The organism is Flagellimonas sp. HMM57 (assembly GCF_021390175.1).
Lineage (GTDB): Bacteria > Bacteroidota > Bacteroidia > Flavobacteriales > Flavobacteriaceae > Flagellimonas.
The window spans coordinates 3,710,259-3,729,146 of sequence record NZ_CP090004.1 but is presented as its reverse complement, the minus strand read 5'-3'; the positions used below and the strand labels follow the sequence as shown (position 1 = coordinate 3,729,146).

General features: G+C 37.5%; 17 protein-coding genes. 12 read left to right on the top strand and 5 right to left on the bottom strand.

From position 1 onward, the window contains the following. The first annotated feature begins 9 nt into the window (after nucleotides 1-9). From LV716_RS16540 to LV716_RS16510, 7 genes are all read left to right on the top strand, one after another. The gene (locus tag LV716_RS16540; RefSeq protein ID WP_163418883.1) at nucleotides 10-1,200 is read left to right on the top strand and encodes a Gfo/Idh/MocA family protein; all 1,191 of its coding nucleotides are present in this window, start codon (nucleotides 10-12) and stop codon (nucleotides 1,198-1,200) included. Between the two features lie 110 nt (nucleotides 1,201-1,310). Continuing rightward, nucleotides 1,311-2,105: a hypothetical protein gene (locus LV716_RS16535; protein ID WP_163418882.1), complete on the top strand. Its 795-nt coding sequence runs from the start codon at nucleotides 1,311-1,313 to the stop codon at nucleotides 2,103-2,105. A 153-nt stretch (nucleotides 2,106-2,258) separates the two neighbouring features. Continuing rightward, complete coding sequence (locus LV716_RS16530) at nucleotides 2,259-3,629, top strand: aldehyde dehydrogenase family protein (protein ID WP_163418881.1); 1,371 nt, start codon at nucleotides 2,259-2,261, stop codon at nucleotides 3,627-3,629. A 102-nt stretch (nucleotides 3,630-3,731) separates the two neighbouring features. Beyond that, a complete protein-coding gene (locus tag LV716_RS16525; protein WP_163418880.1) occupies nucleotides 3,732-4,568 on the top strand; it encodes a dienelactone hydrolase family protein in 837 nt (278 codons plus the stop codon). Nucleotides 4,569-4,787: 219 nt separating this feature from the next. Next, a complete protein-coding gene (locus LV716_RS16520; RefSeq protein ID WP_163418879.1) occupies nucleotides 4,788-5,198 on the top strand; it encodes a DUF2846 domain-containing protein in 411 nt (136 codons plus the stop codon). A gap of 47 nt (nucleotides 5,199-5,245) precedes the next feature. Next, the gene (locus tag LV716_RS16515) at nucleotides 5,246-5,773 is read left to right on the top strand and encodes an RNA polymerase sigma factor (protein WP_205600133.1); all 528 of its coding nucleotides are present in this window, start codon (nucleotides 5,246-5,248) and stop codon (nucleotides 5,771-5,773) included. Beyond that, a complete protein-coding gene (locus LV716_RS16510) occupies nucleotides 5,770-6,540 on the top strand; it encodes a hypothetical protein (RefSeq protein ID WP_163418878.1) in 771 nt (256 codons plus the stop codon). Before LV716_RS16515 ends, LV716_RS16510 begins: the two co-directional genes overlap by 4 nt. Nucleotides 6,541-6,555: 15 nt before the next feature. Here the strand turns inward: LV716_RS16510 and LV716_RS16505 are convergent, their stop codons facing one another. After that, nucleotides 6,556-7,434, bottom strand: coding sequence for an AraC family transcriptional regulator (locus tag LV716_RS16505; protein ID WP_163418877.1), 879 nt, complete (start codon nucleotides 7,432-7,434; stop codon nucleotides 6,556-6,558). A gap of 97 nt (nucleotides 7,435-7,531) precedes the next feature. Between LV716_RS16505 and LV716_RS16500 the strand changes: the two genes are divergently transcribed. Next, complete coding sequence (locus tag LV716_RS16500; protein WP_163418876.1) at nucleotides 7,532-7,930, top strand: DUF983 domain-containing protein; 399 nt, start codon at nucleotides 7,532-7,534, stop codon at nucleotides 7,928-7,930. 32 nt (nucleotides 7,931-7,962) lie between these two features. Here LV716_RS16500 and LV716_RS16495 read toward each other — a convergent pair whose 3' ends face one another. The 3 genes from LV716_RS16495 to LV716_RS16485 all read right to left on the bottom strand — a co-directional run bounded on the left by LV716_RS16495 (nucleotide 7,963) and on the right by LV716_RS16485 (nucleotide 13,848). Further along, complete coding sequence (locus LV716_RS16495) at nucleotides 7,963-8,739, bottom strand: DUF2490 domain-containing protein (RefSeq protein WP_163418875.1); 777 nt, start codon at nucleotides 8,737-8,739, stop codon at nucleotides 7,963-7,965. Nucleotides 8,740-9,210: 471 nt separating this feature from the next. Further along, a complete protein-coding gene (locus LV716_RS16490) occupies nucleotides 9,211-11,304 on the bottom strand; it encodes a lipocalin family protein (RefSeq protein ID WP_163418874.1) in 2,094 nt (697 codons plus the stop codon). A gap of 555 nt (nucleotides 11,305-11,859) precedes the next feature. Next, entirely contained in the window at nucleotides 11,860-13,848 is a 1,989-nt protein-coding gene (locus tag LV716_RS16485) for a serine hydrolase (protein ID WP_163418873.1), read from the bottom strand. 181 nt (nucleotides 13,849-14,029) lie between these two features. Here LV716_RS16485 and LV716_RS16480 point away from each other — a divergent pair, with 181 nt between their 5' ends. After that, nucleotides 14,030-15,022, top strand: a complete 993-nt coding sequence (locus tag LV716_RS16480) for a sensor histidine kinase (protein WP_163418872.1) — start codon at nucleotides 14,030-14,032, stop codon at nucleotides 15,020-15,022. Nucleotides 15,023-15,027: 5 nt separating this feature from the next. Further along, nucleotides 15,028-15,720, top strand: coding sequence for a LytTR family DNA-binding domain-containing protein (locus LV716_RS16475; RefSeq protein WP_233759167.1), 693 nt, complete (start codon nucleotides 15,028-15,030; stop codon nucleotides 15,718-15,720). Nucleotides 15,721-15,906: 186 nt separating this feature from the next. On the opposite strand, the gene LV716_RS16470 is transcribed toward LV716_RS16475, so the two are convergent. Continuing rightward, on the bottom strand, nucleotides 15,907-16,671 hold the full coding sequence (locus LV716_RS16470; protein ID WP_163417935.1) for a DUF6090 family protein: 765 nt from the start codon (nucleotides 16,669-16,671) through the stop codon (nucleotides 15,907-15,909). A 371-nt stretch (nucleotides 16,672-17,042) separates the two neighbouring features. Here LV716_RS16470 and LV716_RS16465 point away from each other — a divergent pair, with 371 nt between their 5' ends. Both LV716_RS16465 and LV716_RS16460 read left to right on the top strand, forming a co-directional pair. Then, on the top strand, nucleotides 17,043-17,690 hold the full coding sequence (locus LV716_RS16465; protein WP_163418870.1) for a hypothetical protein: 648 nt from the start codon (nucleotides 17,043-17,045) through the stop codon (nucleotides 17,688-17,690). After that, nucleotides 17,687-18,730, top strand: coding sequence for an alpha/beta fold hydrolase (locus tag LV716_RS16460; RefSeq protein ID WP_163418869.1), 1,044 nt, complete (start codon nucleotides 17,687-17,689; stop codon nucleotides 18,728-18,730). Before LV716_RS16465 ends, LV716_RS16460 begins: the two co-directional genes overlap by 4 nt. Nucleotides 18,731-18,888: the final 158 nt, after the last annotated feature.

The following is an 18,888-nucleotide window of genomic DNA, read 5'->3' as shown; positions in this document are numbered from 1 at the left end:
AGCAATACGATGAAAAGAAGAGATTTTATTATTGGCACAGGAGCTGCTGCTCTAACTGCAATTTCATACAGTAATGTTCTAGGTGCAAATGATAAAATTGGTATTGCCGTAGTTGGTACAGGACGACGGGGTAGGTGGGTATTGGGAGAGATGCTCAAAACCAATCAAATAAAGCCAATAATTTTTTGTGATGTTTGGGATGAACAGATAAAAAGAACAATTGATTATTTAGCGCTTGGAAGAATACCCATGACTTATGATTTGGAAGAAGTCTTGACCAATGATGCCGTGGATGCCGTACTCTTGGCAACTCCAGACCATTTGCACAAAAATTATGCAATTCGGATACTTGAAGCTGGAAAACACCTATTGTTGGAAAAACCGGTCACATTGCATTTTGATGAGGGACCATTGATAAAAGAAGCTGTGGAAAACAGCGGAGTGGTTTGCCAAACCGGCACCCAACAACGTAGTGGGTTAATGTACCAGAGGGTAAAAGAAGAGTTTTTTGGAGGGTCAAAAAAATTAGGAGATATCGTTTTTGTTAGAGCTGTTTGGAGCAATTTTGGATGGCAAAGACGACAGTTGAAACAGCAACCCAAACCTGAAAATTTTAAATGGGATATGTTTTTGGGACCTGCGCCAAAAATAGATTACTACTGGCCCAGATATGATGGCTGGCGTCATTACAAAGAATACGGCACTGGTATATTGTCCGATTTGTTAACCCATTGGGGTGATGTGGCGCAATGGATGATGGACGATACCAACCCATTGAATGCAGTTACTACGGGAGGTATTTATCATATGAAAGATGATAGAACAAATCCAGATACTGTGAATACGATTATTCAATATAAAGACGGATGGAACTTTACTTTTGAATGCAGTGTATTGCCCATTAAGAATCAACATGATTCTGTTCTTTTTCATGGTACCGAAGGAAAACTGGAACTTTACCGTTCAGGCTATATTTATACGCCTCACAAAGGCAAACCTTTGGTTTTTGAAAATAAGGAAAATCTAACCTATGCGCACGCTAAGAATTTTTTTGATGCAATTAAAAAGGGAGTCAAACTAAGTGCTCCCATTGAAGTTGGGCTTAGTGCTGTAAAACCATCACACTTGGCGGCAGCTTCTTATTGGTCTGGAAAACGTATGCAGTTCAATGCAGGTCAAACTAGGATAATTGCTTCCTAAATCCTAGATTCTTCCTTACTGGGCAATGCTGTTCATCGATTACTTGAAAAAAGTATACTAAATAGCCCCAATTTTCGTTAGCACAGCATAACCCCAAGGATTATCGTATCATGAAAAATTCTAGACATATAGCTTTTAAATTGATGTTTGCTGTTTTTATTATGGCCGGCTTGCAAAGCTGTAGTGAAGATGAAAATGCTCCTGGTACTAGTGAGGATTTTACGCAGACCGAACTTCAGACCGTTTTAGAAACTGATAAAATCGCTAGCACGGTCGACAGTGTTTTGGCAGAGATTTTTTCAACTGAAAGAACTACTGGCAAGTCTATGGAAAACTCCAATGATTGCTATTCCGCAGAATTTTCTCAAACAGGCTTTGTAGTATCGTTCAATAATTGTACGATCAACGGTACCGATGATATTAATGGTAATTTGACTATCACATATGCTGTTGAAAATGAATCTTCAGCCTTTACGGCAACATATTCTGATTTTTATATCGGTAATCTGAAGATAAACGGTACCCGAAATTATGTGCTTACCACTGCACTAGACCAGAATACTATCGCATTTACCGTGACCAGTTCCATGACCGTGGAAACAGAAATAGGAACTTTGGTTACCGAAAGTGGAACAAAAACTTTTAGTTTCAACTTTGGCGATACTTTGGGAAGCAGTACGTTTACCCTAACCGGAAACTGGAAAGTAGAGGCAAACGGAACTACTTATATGGTAGAAACCGTAGATGATTTAAAAGGTAGCCTCACTTGTGAGCATTTAATTGGTGGGAGCATGAATATAGATAAGAACGGTTTTATCATCAACGTGGATTTTGGTGAGGGCCAATGCGATAATACAGCTACAATTACACTTCCTAACGAAAGTTCTCAAGAAGTTACATTTTAGGATTAACAGTAAAAAACATTGCTCCCGTTCACTATTCAATTTAACAGCTAAATTACGATTGGCACAATTCTTTTATCTGGCGTAACTTTATGCTCAAGACTATCCTCCCTTTTTTGACAATTTGGAAATAGTGGGTATAGTATAATTTAAGAGATGATTGAAAATCTAGTACAGGAGCAACGCAGGTTTTTTAAAACACAGCAGACCAAGGACATTACGTACCGTAAACAACTTTTAAAACGTTTTCATCAAGAATTGATTTCGAATGAAGACGCTATCTGTGATGCACTCTATGCTGATTTTAAAAAACCAAGGTTCGAGGCACTCGCCAGCGAAACACAAATGGTACTTTCCGAGCTGAAGTATGCCATAGACAATTTGGAATTTTGGGCCAAACCCACTAGAGTAAAATCTATCTGGACCAATTTTCCCTCTTCAGATTGGATATATCCTGAACCCTTTGGAAATGTGTTGATCATTGCGCCATGGAACTATCCCTTTTTGTTATCCATATCTCCTTTAATAGGTGCTTTGGCAGCTGGTAATACTGTTGTTCTGAAACCATCGGAGCTTAGTCCGAATACCTCTGAAATTATAGTCAAGATTATACAAAATGTATTTCCCATAGAATATGTAAGTGTAGTGGAAGGCGGGGTTTCCGTTTCGCAAGAGCTGCTATCAAAAAAATGGGACTACATCTTTTTTACCGGTAGTAGCAAGGTCGGTAAAATTGTGTACAAAAGTGCCGCCGAACATCTTACTCCCGTTACATTGGAATTGAGCGGAAAGAACCCCTGCATTGTTGATGCTACTGCGTCTATACCACTGGCAGCAAAACGTATTGTTTGGGGCAAGTTCCTTAATGCGGGACAAACCTGTATAGCCCCTGACTACATTTTGGTCCATTCTTCTAAAAAGGATGAACTGATAGCTGGGCTAAAAAAAAATATTGAAGGTTTTTATGGCAAGGATATTCAAAAATCCAATGATTTCGCAAGAATAGCTACTGAAGGTCATTACAACAAGTTAAAAGAACTCTTGAAAGGAGAAGATGTTGTTTTTGGAGGGAGTTTTGATGATACAGAACAATATATAGCACCAACATTGGTGAACGAGCCCATTTTTAATGAAGGGGTAATGGAAGATGAAATTTTTGGACCGATATTACCCATCATTTCCTATGAATCTGAAAACGATATCAACAGATACTTGATGAACTACGAAAACCCTTTGGCATTCTATGTATTTTCAAACGATAAAAAGTTTCAGAAAAGAATTCTTGCCAAGTACAGTTTTGGTGGAGGCGCGGTAAACGATACTATAATTCAAATTATCAATAAAAAATTACCTTTTGGTGGAGTAGGGGGTTCAGGTATTGGTGGATATCACGGTAAACATACCTTCGATTTGTTCTCACACAAAAAAGCGATCATAAAAAGAGCCAATTGGATTGATGTTCCCGTGCGCTATGCCCCTTATACTATCCCAATAAAATGGGTAAAGAAAATCAAACACCTTCTCTAAACTGATATTTTACAGTGTTAAAATTAAAATAGGAAGTATCGAGGATCAACCAAAAACTGGACTACTTTGGTTATCTTTAAATCCATCTTAAAACTAAAGAAAATGAAACGATTGACCATTTTTTCGCTATGTCTTTGTATGCTGATCGTAGCATCCTGCAAACAAAAGACCAAAGACAAAAAAGTTGAGAAACCTATGGCTGAAGACCTATCCGTGAAGGTAAAAGGTGAGGAGGTTACTTATGCATCGGACTCAACAAACCTAAAAGGATATATAGCCTATGATGAGAATGATAAAGGGAAACGTCCTGGAGTACTGATTGTACATGAATGGTGGGGGCACAACGACTACGTACGGGAGCGAGCCGATATGCTTGCAGAGCTGGGTTATGCTGCACTGGCCGTTGACATGTATGGTGACGGAAAACAAGCAGAGCACCCAGATGATGCGGGCAAATTTGCCATGAGCGTCATGACGAATCTTCCGGAGGCCAAAGCGCGTTTCAATGCTGCAATGGAGTTACTCCAAAAACATGAATCTGTAGACTCTGAAAGCATCGCTGCCATAGGGTATTGTTTTGGGGGAAGTGTAGTTTTAACAATGGCAAATGCGGGAGCTGAACTGGATGCTGTTGCCGCTTTTCATAGCGGAGTACAACTTCCGGTAATGCCTAGCAATGATTTAAAAGCCAATGTTTTGGTATGCAACGGCGCAGATGACCCATTTATCAGCCCAGAATCTATAGTAGCTTTCAAAACAGCCATGGATTCTATTGGTGCCGATTATGAATACATTTCCTATCCCGGTGTAAAACATAGTTTTACCAGTAAAGCAGCTGATGCCAATGGTGAGAAATTTGATTTACCGTTAGAGTACAATGCAGAGGCCGATGAAAAATCGTGGGCCAGCCTTCAAAAACTCTTGGAAGAGACTTTTTAGGAACCTTTACCCCTAAGGGTTACAATAACGGTACCTGTGCAAACCGGAAATCCCAATAATACTATCGGGATTTCCGGTTTGTTGATTCACTTTGTGCGTATTGGTAGTTTTTCTGGCCAATAGATTTTTTTAAGTATACAGGCAGCGAATGGTCATTGTGGTGCATTCTATATATAGATGATGCAATGATGCATATTCGTTTAACCTTAATTTATATTTATGAAAACTACCTTAATTACATTTTGTATCACTCTTTCACTTTTAGGAAACACACATCTTTCTGCCAATAACGGCGGAATAGACCCTATACAAAATGCAAGAGTCTATGTTTATCGCCCTGCCAATTTAGTTGGATTTGCGTGGGTGTTCAATCTAAAACTAAATGGAGAAAAGTATGCAAAAATCAGAAATGGCAAATATTTTGTCCTGTCCTTAAAGCCTGGAAAAACAACTTTTGGTATCAAAAAAAAGGAAGTGACCATAGATTTAGAAGCAGGAAAAACCTATTATTTACGTTCCTTTATACAACAAGGTTTTTATATAGGAAAACTGGACCTCGTAGAAGTAACAGCTCCTTTTGCCGAGCAAGAGTTTGCACGAAAGCCCATGAAACTTGTAGCAAAAGAGTAAGTACATGTTAGCTGTATTTCACATTTCCAGTTTTTAAAGAGCGTGATTTGATAGGAAAGCGTACCGTAAAACGATGTCTTAAAGGCAACAGAAAAGCGCAAAAGTTACTCTACGATACTTATGCAGAAAAAATGTTCGTGCATTGCTATCGGTATGTCAAACAAAAAGAAGATGCGGAAGAAATCGTATCTGAAGGCTTTGTAAAGGTGTTCTCGAACCTTTCAAAAATTGATTATAGGGATGCCCAAAGCTTTGAGGGGTGGGTAAAGCGTATTATGATCAATGAATGCTTAATGTTCTTGCGCAAAAAAGACCTACTGGTTTTTGATAAAATGGAAATGACCCTGGCCGAGACCACACTAAAGGTTGAAGGTATTTTGGAGGCGGATGACATATATGCACTTATAGTTGCCTTACCCGTTGGGTACAGAACCGTTTTTAACCTTTATTCAATAGAGGGTTTCTCTCACAAGGAAATCGCACAAAAACTTGGCATAAAGGAAAGTACCTCGCGGTCCCAGCTTGCCAAGGGTAGGGGGTTGCTTAAAACTTTAATGGCCAAAACTAACATATGAAAGAGGAATTTGACCATGTACTGAAAAACAAAATAGCGGAACTGAACCAAGTTCCTGGTGTCCCTTACAATAAAAAAAAGGTTTGGAAGATCATTTATCCCAGAATTCGTGTAAGGTCATCATGGAATTTCTTCAAGATTTTTACTGCGGGATCTGTACTTATTTCAGTGGTGATCATTCTATACATGTATTGGCCCAAGAAGATGTCAGAGTTTCAAAAGGATACTATTGATGTGCTCCCTAAAGCAGTTTTAAAAAAGGAAAAGGAAATCAAAACCAACAGAATAAGTACAGTAGATTCTGTGATGGAACCGATAAATGCTTCAGAACAAATTACAACGAACAAAACAACTACTGTTCCCGATATGGATACACCATCCATCAATACACCCAAGAAAGTTCAGGTGAAAATGCTCAAACCAAAACTAGATATAAGTATTGATGACGCTATTAAGCCAAAAAGTACTACAACTTCAGAATATAGAAAGTCAGTGGTGCATATATACCGTCCAAAACGGTATATTGGTTCAGGTTTGGTCTTTAGATTGAACGGAAATGACAAGCTTATATCCAGAGTCAAGAATAACAGCCATACCATGGTCTATTTAGATCCCGGGGCTATGAAATTCGCGATTGGTAAAAATGAGCTGCCATTGGTTTTGGAGCCTAGCGAAATTTACCATCTATGGATTTCTTATGAAGGTTTCCCTATTGGAAAAGTAGTGCTTAGGACCGTGGACAAATCCTTTGTAGATCGTAATCGATAGGTTTACGGATCATCATTAATTCCGATAATTCTTTTTAAACTCTAAAGGCGTCGTGTTTGTCCTCAACTTAAAAACCCTGGAAAAATAGGCATAATCGTCGTATCCAAGTATCTCAGAAATAGCTGTTAGCGATTCTTTTGAATATACAATAAGCCGTTTTGCTTCGAGCAGAACACGTTCCGTAATCAGTTCTGTAGTGGTTTTGTTCAGAGTGCTCTTTGTGATTCTATTCAAATGTTTTGTAGAAATATTCAGTTTATCCGCAAAAAACTTTGCAGATTTTTCGGTTCTATAATACTGTTCTATAACATTCTCCAAAGCTTCCAAAGTCTCAAGGTAGGTAGGGGAGAGTACTTTCTTTTCAGCTTTAAGGTTACTGAATAGACGTGTTGCATCAATATAAAGGAGGTTTAAAAGACTGGCCAGTTTTTGTCTTTTATACAGGCCATCTTGATGGAATTCAGTATTGATGGCACTAAAATACGATGCGATCATTGTTAATTCTGGTCGTTGTATGGTAATGGCCAATGTATTGTTGTACGAATTATAAAATGGAAAGCTTGAGAGTTTCCCTTTTGAAAAAAAGAATTCATAAAACGCTTGGGTATGAAAAAAGATATAACCAGATGGGGCAGTATCGAACTCCCAAGAATGGGTCTGACCAGGTCTTAAAAAAAATAAACTCCCAGGGTTTACGGAATAGGAGTTGAAATCTATTTCGTGCTTGCCAGTGCCTTTGGTGAACAGTACGCACAGAAAAAAATCATGTTTATGGGGTTTATGAATAATGTCCGCATTCTTTTTTAAATGCAGTGATAGATCATTACTATAAAAATCGGTAAGTGATTCCTCTTGTTCAAATTGTTCAATATTAAGTACTATAACGGGCTTCATTGCACAGAATATGTCCTAAAAGTACAAAAAGTAGCGATATCCGTGCGAAAGCGTTGATGGAGTTGTCGCCTACATTTGCAAAGCAAATCAATATGTCGTGAAGTTTTTAAAGGGAACTAAAATTTATAGTATAATAAAGGGTGCATGTCCTGTTTGTCAAAGTGAGAGCATGTATTTGGAACAGAACCCCTACAAACTGTCCAAAACTTTAAAAATGAAGGAGCGCTGCAGCAACTGCAACACTAAATATAAAATTGAACCGTCATTTTTTTATGGAGCTATGTATGTGAGTTATCCGGTCGGACTTTTTTTCGCCGGGTTTGCATTTGTCTTATCCTATTTGGTTTTTGATATAGGTCTAATTACAACCTATGGTATTATCGTAGTTGTTATGTTTGCCTCTTTACCGTTGATTCTGAGAATCTCTAGAAATATTTGGATCAATCTGTTTATGAGTTTTGAAAAAGGGAAGTCCCCTAAAGAAGTTCTTAAATAGTCGTGAATGTTCACCAAAGGGAAGAATCTGTATTACTCGTCACCATGCCTTACTTCGTTAAATGGTAATTTTTTATTCTTCCTAAAATCAAAGCTGCCATAGAAGAAGAGACGCAGGGTATGATTAAGGTTATAAACATTACCTGTAGCGAGTTGTTGATAGACCATCATATAGCCGCAATCCACTTTCCAACTTTTATTTATTTTATGCTTTATGCCAACAGTTAATCTGTTCTGGTTAAAGGTGTTAAAGACAACGTCCTTACCAAAATTCAGGTGTGTTTCATTAGCCAATATAAGTTCCGTAGGCCCATTTTGTTTAAAGGGAAGTCCAGCACTGACCAGAAATCGAATACGATTAACAAAAAAATCATCATTTAAGGATTGACCATCCTGCACATTATTAAAAAAACGTTGTTCTAATCTGATTCGAAACAAAGCGTTCATTTTTTCATAACGTTTGGATATACTTAACTGCTGGTAAATCCTGTTCTCGTTTAGAAAATTGTCCCAATCACCGGTGGGAGTCAACCAAAGGTGTGCATAACCTGTCGCTAAACGAAGGTTAGCATTTAAATAGTATTGGCCGCCAACGCGAAGGAAGTAGAAATTGGGATCCGCTAAAAAATTGTTTCTACGAATATGTATATCGTTCAATACGGCCCAACGATTGGCAATTCTGAATACATTGTTCGTTGAAATCCAAAATTGAGCATTTTCATTAACGACTTTTTCAGGTAATTCCTGACCGCAGGACGGGCGACTTACCAAAAACAAAACTAGGGTTGCAACAACGACGAAAAATTTCAAGGGATTAAATTTTGAGAATAAGACTTAGTACTGGCTGATTATTTTTTTTACAATCTAACTTGAATATGGGCAACGAGAATCTTACCTGAAAGATTATGTAGCGAAGATACTTTCTAAAATGGAGCTTTATCCTGAAAAATATCATTGTGATTGAATATAAATTACCTATGAGTTATATTGGGATTTCGTTTTAATGCTGATATAGAACCAGTTACTTAGAAACTAACGGATAGAGAGGTGGTATAATCATGATATCTTAAATACTTATTTTACATAATATAAATTATGAAACATCTGAATTCCATAATTAGCCATTATGTAAAATTGCTTTGATGGTCGTTTTTTAACACAAAATCCTTACAAGGATATTTGTTGTGGCGTCTATGCTGAGCGTAGTCGAGGCATAAAATATTAAAGTCCTGCCTTTTCAATATTTAATTCATAAGTAAAGTAGCCCAAGTCGAAGACTTATTATTGCAACTGGATTTTTTCAATGAAAATATCTGCTTTTCCATTTATATTTTGTTCTAAAGACTCCTTTTTAAATCCAGAGGAGATACTAATTATATCTCCATTATAATCTTCAAAAATAAAATGTGGATATCCGATAGTGCTCAGTTCGTCAACTTGATTTGTAGCTCTATTAAGAATAACGGCTTCCTTTTTATGAGGACTATCCGCATCTATCTGCCAACCTGGGTCATTATTGGTTCCTAAAATAAGGTTTCCATCTGTACTGGTTCCCGTTGGAAAACTTGGAAATTCAAAAGACTGTAAAATTTGAAAAGTATCTGTGTCGTAAAGTCTGTTTTCACCTGTATTTAATAGGTAACCTGACACGCTATTATAAAGAGTTCTTTTCCCATTTCTTGCTTGTATGCTAAAATCAACCATAGTTGAGCCTATGATAAATCCATTGTCATCAAGTGTTTTTACAATACTGTTCGGCTCGTTCGGATGGCCAATCAATACCCTATTGTCATTAATCATGAAACCTCTATGGTAACTATTACCTTGGTGCTGGGTAAAATGTGTATCAGTGTCTACTAAAGATAGATTTCTGTTGTCCCGCTTTAGTGTGTATATATTGTTTGATTCAATTACTATCCAAAGGTCCAATTCGGGAACATAAGTGAAATCCCTAAAGCTAAAAACTCCTTCTGGGTCTATTGCATATTTAAACTCTAGAGTGTTTGCATCGTAAAAATGCAATTCAATACCCTGTTGCACAACTAATTCCTTACCATTTTGAATAGAATTAAAGACCTTAATTCCTGAATAAGTCTGCGATTCAGGAGATATATCTGAGATGGTTTCGATTTCATGAGTCTGATAATTGAAACGAAGAATATTCACTCCTGTAATCCCATTTCCACTGTTTTCGCCATAGAGATATACAATGGGCTCCTCTGAATCAACATCTAGAGAAATGACTCTTTTGAATTCAATAATCTCTTTCCTTTTAAAGATTACTTCCCTCACCCCAGTGCGTTCTGAGTCGCTTATAGGGCTTTTATTCCCAAAAATATTGTAGGCATAAACAGTATAAAACGGATTTTCTAAATAAGGTGGGGTTTCATCTGTAAAACTTGTTTCGTTGATATTATCAATTTCCGCCAAAACATATTCTTGTGCCGCACTAGCGCTAGTACCTGCATAATTTGAAACCGTTACCTCATAATGAGAAAAATATGGAGAATCCGAAGGTGCCCAAGAAAGGGAAATGCTATTGCCATTTACAATAGGTTCATCAAGGGAAATAGCATTTATGTAAATGAAAAAGCTTGGGTTTACCCCTATATAAGTACTCTCGCCAAGGAGGCCTTTATCCGTATATACTCTTAGATAATAGCAAAGTGATTCTTCTCCAGGTGGATTCAAATCGGTATATTCAACTGTGCTTACATCGATAATAGTGGCTATTAATTCAGCGTTTGCCTTTGTACAATTTTCTCCAGCACTCCTATATATTTCGTAACGATTAAATGTGTTGAAACCTTCATAGGCTTCCCACGTAAAGCTTAATACATCTTCGAAATCTTCGTCACGATTACGATCAAAGGTACTAGTGGTTAAATCAAATTCGTTGGCGTCATATCTGTTGGCAGTCAAAATCAATACATCCAATTCACCATCACTATCAACGTCAAATCTAGATTTAAAAACAAATTCCTGAGCAGTAATTCTTATTATAACTAAATCATCTGATTGACCAACTGAATTACTTAAAGTTAAGACTCCCCTATCTAAAGTCCAATTTAGCCTGTTAATTTCTGGTCTACAATCACTACCAGGAAAGATATATTCTCTATACATACCATTATCGGAGTAAACAAAAAAATCTCTCCCACATTCTGGATAATTTATTGGAACAGTAGTCCGTTCCCCTTCAAATTCAGCACTAACAATTGCCCAAACTCCTTCAAGCTGATTTATGGATGCTGAACTATCTGCTCCACTGTAAAAGTTGTCAATATTCCCTTGGTCAATATCATTTTCATTGTCTTTTGAACAGCTAATAGCCAAAACTAGAATAACGTAATAAAAGCACTTTTTTAATTTCATTCGTTTCAAAAATCAAAATTGATTAATTCCGATAACGGAACATAAAGAAACATCATTTTCCTGTAATAATTGTACAAAAAAGATGACATGTCGATTTTAGCAGGTAACCATCCCATTCCACATAAATTCCCCTTCCCTCCTATCCTACTTTGCTTAGGCTCAGGCGGACAAGCTTGTCGGGTCGTGTAAAAAGTGTTCCACTTCCTTTTAAAGAGGGTTTTTAGAAGAAATTTCAGGGGATGCAGTACAAACTTGGCCAGCACATTGTCTCGCTCCTATTTCAAAAGGTCCACAAGACCTTTTTCATTAGACCGTACTAAAGCTCAAGTTATCCCGAAACAAGTTCGGGACAGGCGCCACACGGTACATTATGAAACATTAATATTCCATAATTAGCCATGGCGCCTGTGCTGAGTGCAGCCGAAGTATAAAATTGCTGTGGAAGTGGTTTCTTAATTGAGAATCATTACATAGGTACAACTTATAAAAAAACGACTCCAGAACAGGTCTGAAGTCGTTAAAATCTTTCTATGCTTTATGTCCTGAAAAAACAATTTAATTTTTGACAAATGCCGGAACGAAGGTTTCAAAAATGGGTTTCATAATTTTGTCATCATCCCTGTCAAAACCTGAGATAGCTATAGTCAAATCAAGTTCTTCCACGACCATAACGCGCTGTCCACCACCGCCCCAAGCCAAGGTCATATCATAGCTTTTATTCCCAACCTGTACAGGGGTATAGTACCAAAAATATCCATAAAGATAATTCTTGGGCATCCAATCTATTGCCGGTCTTACGATACCACTGGTAGCTTTTTCCAGATAGGCTGCAGAAATGAACTGCTCCCCATTCAATTTGCCTCCGTTTTGCACCAAGTGTCCAAACTTGAGCATGTCGCGAGGCATAATACTTGCTCGCCATCCCGCTTGTGGCAAACCACTGGCATGATTGGACCATTCGTAATTGGTAATACCGAGTTTGTCTAGAAATTCTCGCTGTATAAAGTTTTCAGCTGTTCCAGGCACCACGGCGTCAATAACCGTCATAACCATCATGGGGTTAAAATTGCCATATAAATAGGTCTGGGTTTCATTGGTAATGGGCTCGCTGCGTTCAAAAAGTGTCTGAACCAACCCCTGCCCTTTTAGTTTAACAGAATCATTTTCAACTTCTTTCCATTTTTCTCTATCAATCGTCAATCCCCCTTGCATGGTCAATGCCTTATTCAGCGTGATTTTTTCCGTACCTTTCGTGAATTTTTTGGAATCTAAGTCTTTCAAGAAATGTGTCAAAGGTCTGTCTAGATCTTCCATAGTCAAATAACCCAACTGCATAGCTCTTCCTAAGACTAAACTGGTATACCCTTTTACCGCAGAAGCTTGTCCGTGCGGCAAATTGATACGTCCTTTTTTATAATAGGACTCAAAAACAAGCTTGTTTTTGTGCGAAATGAGCAAGGCATCATAATTTCCATATGTGCCCTCAAAAATTTCTTGGGCAACATTTAGGATTGCTTTCTTTTTATTACCATCAATCGATAGTTCTCCAACTGATATCCCATCTTCCCTATCCTCGGGAGTGGTACTAACAAAGGCATTATTAAGGTGGGGAATTTCCCGGAACGAAGCCTTATAGTCATCGACTGCAATAGGTGACATTGAGGATGACAGCCAGGCGACACTTTCCACTGCGATTCTTGGGAAAGCAGTTTGGTGATTGCCTTCAATGGTTTTGCTCTGCATGGATACCTTCAAATGTTTTCTAGCCCGTAGTAAATCCTTAAATGCCTCGGTAGTTTCATCCCTTTCTTTCTCCAAAGTGCCATATGCCATAAATACATTGGCATGCAATGCCTTGTCCTTATCCGACTCGGCAGCTACAAGTTCAGCATTGATCTCCGATAGATAGGGCATTGTACCTTTACTCAATGGACTGCCAAGAATGTAATTATCAAAAGTATCGGGTTGCGTCAGCAGTATGTAAGCACCGAATCCTCCACTTAGTGAGTATCCGAAGTAGCTACGACTGTTGGGATCGGTACGATAGTTTTTATCGACATAACTGATTACATCGTTCCGTATAAATGCTAAATGATTTTCGGCTTGGCCAAATTTAAGTTTTGGATGATCGGGGTTTGACTTTTTCCAGAATGAATAATCGGTAAACCGGCTGACGTGTTCTCCATATTGTTGCCTTAAATCTTCTGCCACGTCCTTCTGCCAGGAAATTCCAACTAGAATGATATCTTCCAATATGTATTCTGTAGCACCGGACAGCATTTCACGATGCCAAACGGCATCTGTATAATAAAGGACAGGATACTTTTTATCGGGGTTCTCATCGTAATCTTCAGGCAACTCTATATAAAGTTCATAGTTCCTTTCAGTTTTTGTTTCTTTTATAGGGACTACCTGTATCTGTGGCAATACCAAGGAAGTTCCTGTTGTAGTTGATGAGATTTTTTTTATGTTAGTTTCCTGCGTAAATGCGTTGCTTGTTAGTATAAGAAGTAGTACCAGTAACCCTTTAGTAATGCCTTTCATTTTTTTATTTGTTATAGCTGAACGATAAAAGTATCGTATAAACCCTACCTGATATTGTAAACAGGATAAGTCTAGAGATTAAATGATGAAATCACTTCATCATTGATATAAGCGTTTTACAAGAAATTATGAAAGTTTGTGTCTGTAAGTAGTACTTTTAATCTTTCACTAAAAAGGGTTCATGACACAAAAGTCTTTGAAGAAAATCATACTCCTCAATCTGGGTGCATTTTTATTGGTGCTGCTACTGGAACTATTGAGTAATTGGATTATCAAGGATAAACTGGGTTCTGATTATGCGTTATTCGTTCACAGTTTGAACTATACCTTACACATCATGGGAATAATATGGGTAAATCATTTTATTCTCATTCCCTTTTTCCTGGACAAAAAGCGCTACTTGTTATTTTCCATATTTCTTGTGGCCACCATCTTTACTGCAATTTCTAGCAAAATAAACTTTGCATATAGTTGGAACACTATTTCTAAATTTTTCTTCTTCTTTTTATATACCACCGGAACGGGAATGGCAGCTTTTTTTTTACGAAGAAGCATGCGCATTCAAAGAGAAAACAGTGAAAAAGAAAAACTGCAAAGAGAACTGGAGTTGAATTACTTAAAGGAACAGGTAAACCCACATTTTTTATTTAATTCATTAAATAGCATTTATTCGCTTTCCAGACAGCAATCCAAGGAAACGCCCGAGGTTGTCATGCAACTTTCGGAATTGATGCGATATCAATTAGAAAGTGCTAAAAAAGACTTTGTCTCATTGAAAGAAGAGCTGGAGTTTATTGAGAATTATCTATTGCTTGAAGAAAAACGATTGAGCAAACGTTGTACCATTGAATTTTTAATTGAAGGAGAATCATCAAATTATAAAATAGCGCCAATGCTACTCATACCCTTTGTTGAAAATGCGGTTAAGCATGGTGCTCAAGCCACCAATGCACAGAGTACAATTGATGTGAATGTTTCCATAAAAAATGCCAAGCTTCATGTTCATGTTGTAAATTCAAAACATAATACAGCAACCAAATCGTCAAGAATGGGGACTGGGCTTGAAAATGTGAAGAGACGATTGAATTTATTATATCCGAATGCCCATGTACTAGATATTAATGATATGGAGAAAACATATCATGTAAATTTATCCATTGACCTAACAGACTAGTAGGAATGATCAAAATTGCCATTGTTGATGAACAGTTAGCTCGTGAAGTGCTTGAAGAGTATTGTTCTAAAATAAACAACTTTGAATTAGTCTTAAGTACTGGGAATCCGATTGAGTTCGTGAATTTTATGCAGCAACATAAAATCGACCTCGTTTTTTTGGATATAGAAATGCCGGAACTTAATGGAATGGGAATTCTGCGTTCTATGATACAACCACCTAAAGTAATTTTAACAACGGCATATTCAGAATATGCTCTAGAAAGCTACGACTTTGGTGTGGTCGATTACTTATTGAAACCTATAAAACTTGAACGTTTTTTACAAGCCATAAACAAAGTGTCAGCTTCAACAATAACAGAACCCATACCTGATAAGAAACAAGAAGAACTTTCCATAAAGCATGATGGATTACCGATTACCATTCCGTTGAAATCAATTCTCTACATTCAAAGTTTCGGGAATTATTTAAAAATTTTTACGGATACCAGAATGTATCTTATCTCCGAGACACTGATTAATATCAACACCTTGTTATCCGAAAATTTTCATCGCACGCATAAATCCTATATTGCCAATTTGGACAGGGTTACAAAGGCTACCCGAACACACTTATTGATTGTAGATAAGAAGGTGCCTGTAAGTGCCATGTACAAGGTTGTTGTATTTGAAAAATTGGAAGCTTTGGCGAAGCCATAAATACACATTCTAATTCTACGCCGTTCCATACACATTTCCCTCCCCTCCTATCCTCCTAGGCTGATGCTTTGGCGGACAAGCTCGTCAGGTCGTGTAAAAAGTGTTCCATTACCTTTTTAAATAAGATTTTTAGAAGAAATTTTTCAGGAAGTGCGGTAATAACTTTCGCTTTTACCAAAGCTCAAGTTACATAACGCGAGAACATTTCTGTATTTCATGTTCCAAATCATCGATAAGATATTCATATTCCGACTTTAAGCTTAAACCTTTTAACATAACTTCACTCATTTTGTTCAAAAGCAAAATATACATGTTCTCAACTTTCGAGGATTGAAAAACTTTAATATAAGAAGCTTTATCCTTTTGTTCTTCATACTCCGTTCTATCCCTTAGCCCAGCTAAAACCTCTGGTTTAATACTGTAATTATTGATAAAGTACTTTTCCAAATGCTCCTTGGTATATTCCGTGATTTCGTCTTCACTTTCTTGATAGTCCTTTACGATATCATATAATTTTGATATCCGATTTTTTAGGGAATCATTCGTTATCAGTTCAATTTTGCCAGAATTGATCATGGCATTATAAATCCCAGTGGATGGGTCGAACGTATAGTTTCTAACGTTTAGTGTTATCAAAGAGTCGAGATACGTATTCGGTTGGTTAGAAAGATCTTTAAAAACAACTTCTCGCAGACTCCTGTTCCGTAGAACTTGGGCATTAAAAATGCTGTCGAACTCGGCAACATTAATTTTAATGGATTCATATAAGCTATTTAGGGTCTTTAATTGCTCCTTTTTTAATTGTTCCTTTTGGTTCCAATTATCAATTTGAAGGGCAATCAAGATTCCTATGACGACAAGTACTATTTCTCCGATTGCATACATCAAATATTTGCTGAACTTATTTTTCGTAAGGAGTCTTTGACGAATCTTTCTAAAGAATTTTATCATTTAATCAGTGGTTGGTCATAATGAGTCAGTATAGCTCGACGTAAAGTACAAATTACTTTCGCTTTTATCAAAACTCAAATTACATAACGCAGTACATTATAATTCATTTTGTAATATCATAATTCGACATTATGCAAAATTGCTTTGATTGTCATTTTTACTACAAAATTCTTACACATAATCCATTTGTAGTGGTATCTGTGCTAAGTGCAATCGAATTATAAGTATCCGTTCCCAAACAAAATATATGTAAGAAATGCAAAGAATAATTAGTTAAGCAATTTTTTAGCTATTCCTTAAGTTTTAATTACATAATCTTTAACGGTAATTGATTCTTGTAAAGATATTTTTGTCTTCAACCAATCAAACCTATGAGACGTAAATCATTGTTACTCTTACTTTGTCTATTCCAACTTACCTTCTTTAGCTACGGGCAAAACAAATCAAAAACCCAAACGGCAAGAACCCAACTTTCTGAACATTTTTGGGACAGAACGGAATTTAAGGCGGGGTTTGTGGGAACTGTCTTTTGGAGCAATGGCCTGTCAGTTGGCGCAGAATATCTCTGGATAGAGAACGAAAAAACGAAAACCCGTAAAGGTACAGCGCGAACCAATACCCATCAGTTCCTATTTAATGGAAATTTGGGGTTTGTAACCAACTTTTCATCAAAAACGGATACTGGGGCATACACTAACTTTGGACTTACTTGGCGTCGTACCAATAAAAAGGGAAAACAGTTCAACATCGAAATGAATCCTTTGGGATATTATCGCTCTTTTTTGCCAGAGACTTACGAGGTAAATGGTGATTCGGTCGATAAAGTTTTCTTGCCAGGGCGCGGATATTATGCCCCCTCATTATCTGTTGGAATAGGAAAACAGCGCAAGGGCAAAGTACGTTCTGCCAGCTATTTCAATATCAACTACACTATGAGAACACCATACAATGCCGGAGCCTTGCCTACCTTTTCGTTGCAATATGGTTTCCGGTTCAATTTTAAAAATAAAAGACAATGAAGCAGCCACTTGTCGATACCATCAAAATAGGATTTCTGGCAATGGCCACATTGTTGGTCAATGCCTGTTCGAACGATCATACGCTAAGTAATCTTGATGCTACTGTTTTTGTACGTCATAAAGGTGCCGATATGCCGGCCTATATCAAAGGAAATGCCAATGAAAAGATATTCCTTATCACCTTACATGGTGGTCCAGGTGGTACAGGATTGGGTTTTCAGGGAAATGCCTTTGATCGGATAGAGGATAACTATGGGGTGGTCTATTTTGACCAACGTGGTTCTGGAATGTCACAGGGAAATTATTCCGAAGATGACGTTACGATTGATTTAATGGCGGAAGATGTACTCGCTTTGGTCAAAGTCATAAAGCGTGTGTACGGTGATGATTCCCGGTTCTTTTTATTGGGACATAGCTGGGGTGGTGCCTTGGGCCCGGCGACCTTGTTGAAAGACCAAAGTGAATTTTTAGGTTGGATCAATGTGGATGGCAGTCACAACCCCAAAAATCTTTATTTTGAATACATACGAAACTTTGAGCGCGTTGCGGCGGCTCAAATTAAACTTGGAAATAGTGTTCCCTTTTGGGAGTCCGTTTATGATGAACTGGATAAAGTAGATGCGAATGTTGTGACTCTTGACGATTTTAACCGTTTGAACACCCTTGCGTTTGATGCAGAAGGATATCTAAATGATGATGGCTTTATTAATGATGTCGAGAACGGCGGTATTGGAGTTTCTGATTATAACCTACTCACTTTTGTCTGGAACTTGTTAAAAATTCAATCCATCTTGGACGATGATATTATAGGTGAATTGTCCTTCACAGAAAGGCTTTCGGAGATTACCATTCCCTCATTGACCCTTTGGGGAAGGTATGATATGGTCGTTCCAGAATTCTATGCGCAGGAGGCTTATGATAATTTAGGTTCCAGTGAAAAAAGGCTTGTGTTTTTTGAAAGATCTGGACACTCACCCATGTTCACTGAACCAAACCAGTTTGCCGAGGAAGTGATCCAATTTATGAATCAAAATGAATAATGTATTGCCGTTTCCGTTCCATAAATTTTCACCCCTTCTCACTCTAGGGATTCAACAGAAACCGTATTAACTCGCTCCTATTCTAAAAGGTTTATTGGACCTTTTCATACGGTCGTACCAAAACTCAAGCTATATAACGCAAGAACATTATAATACAG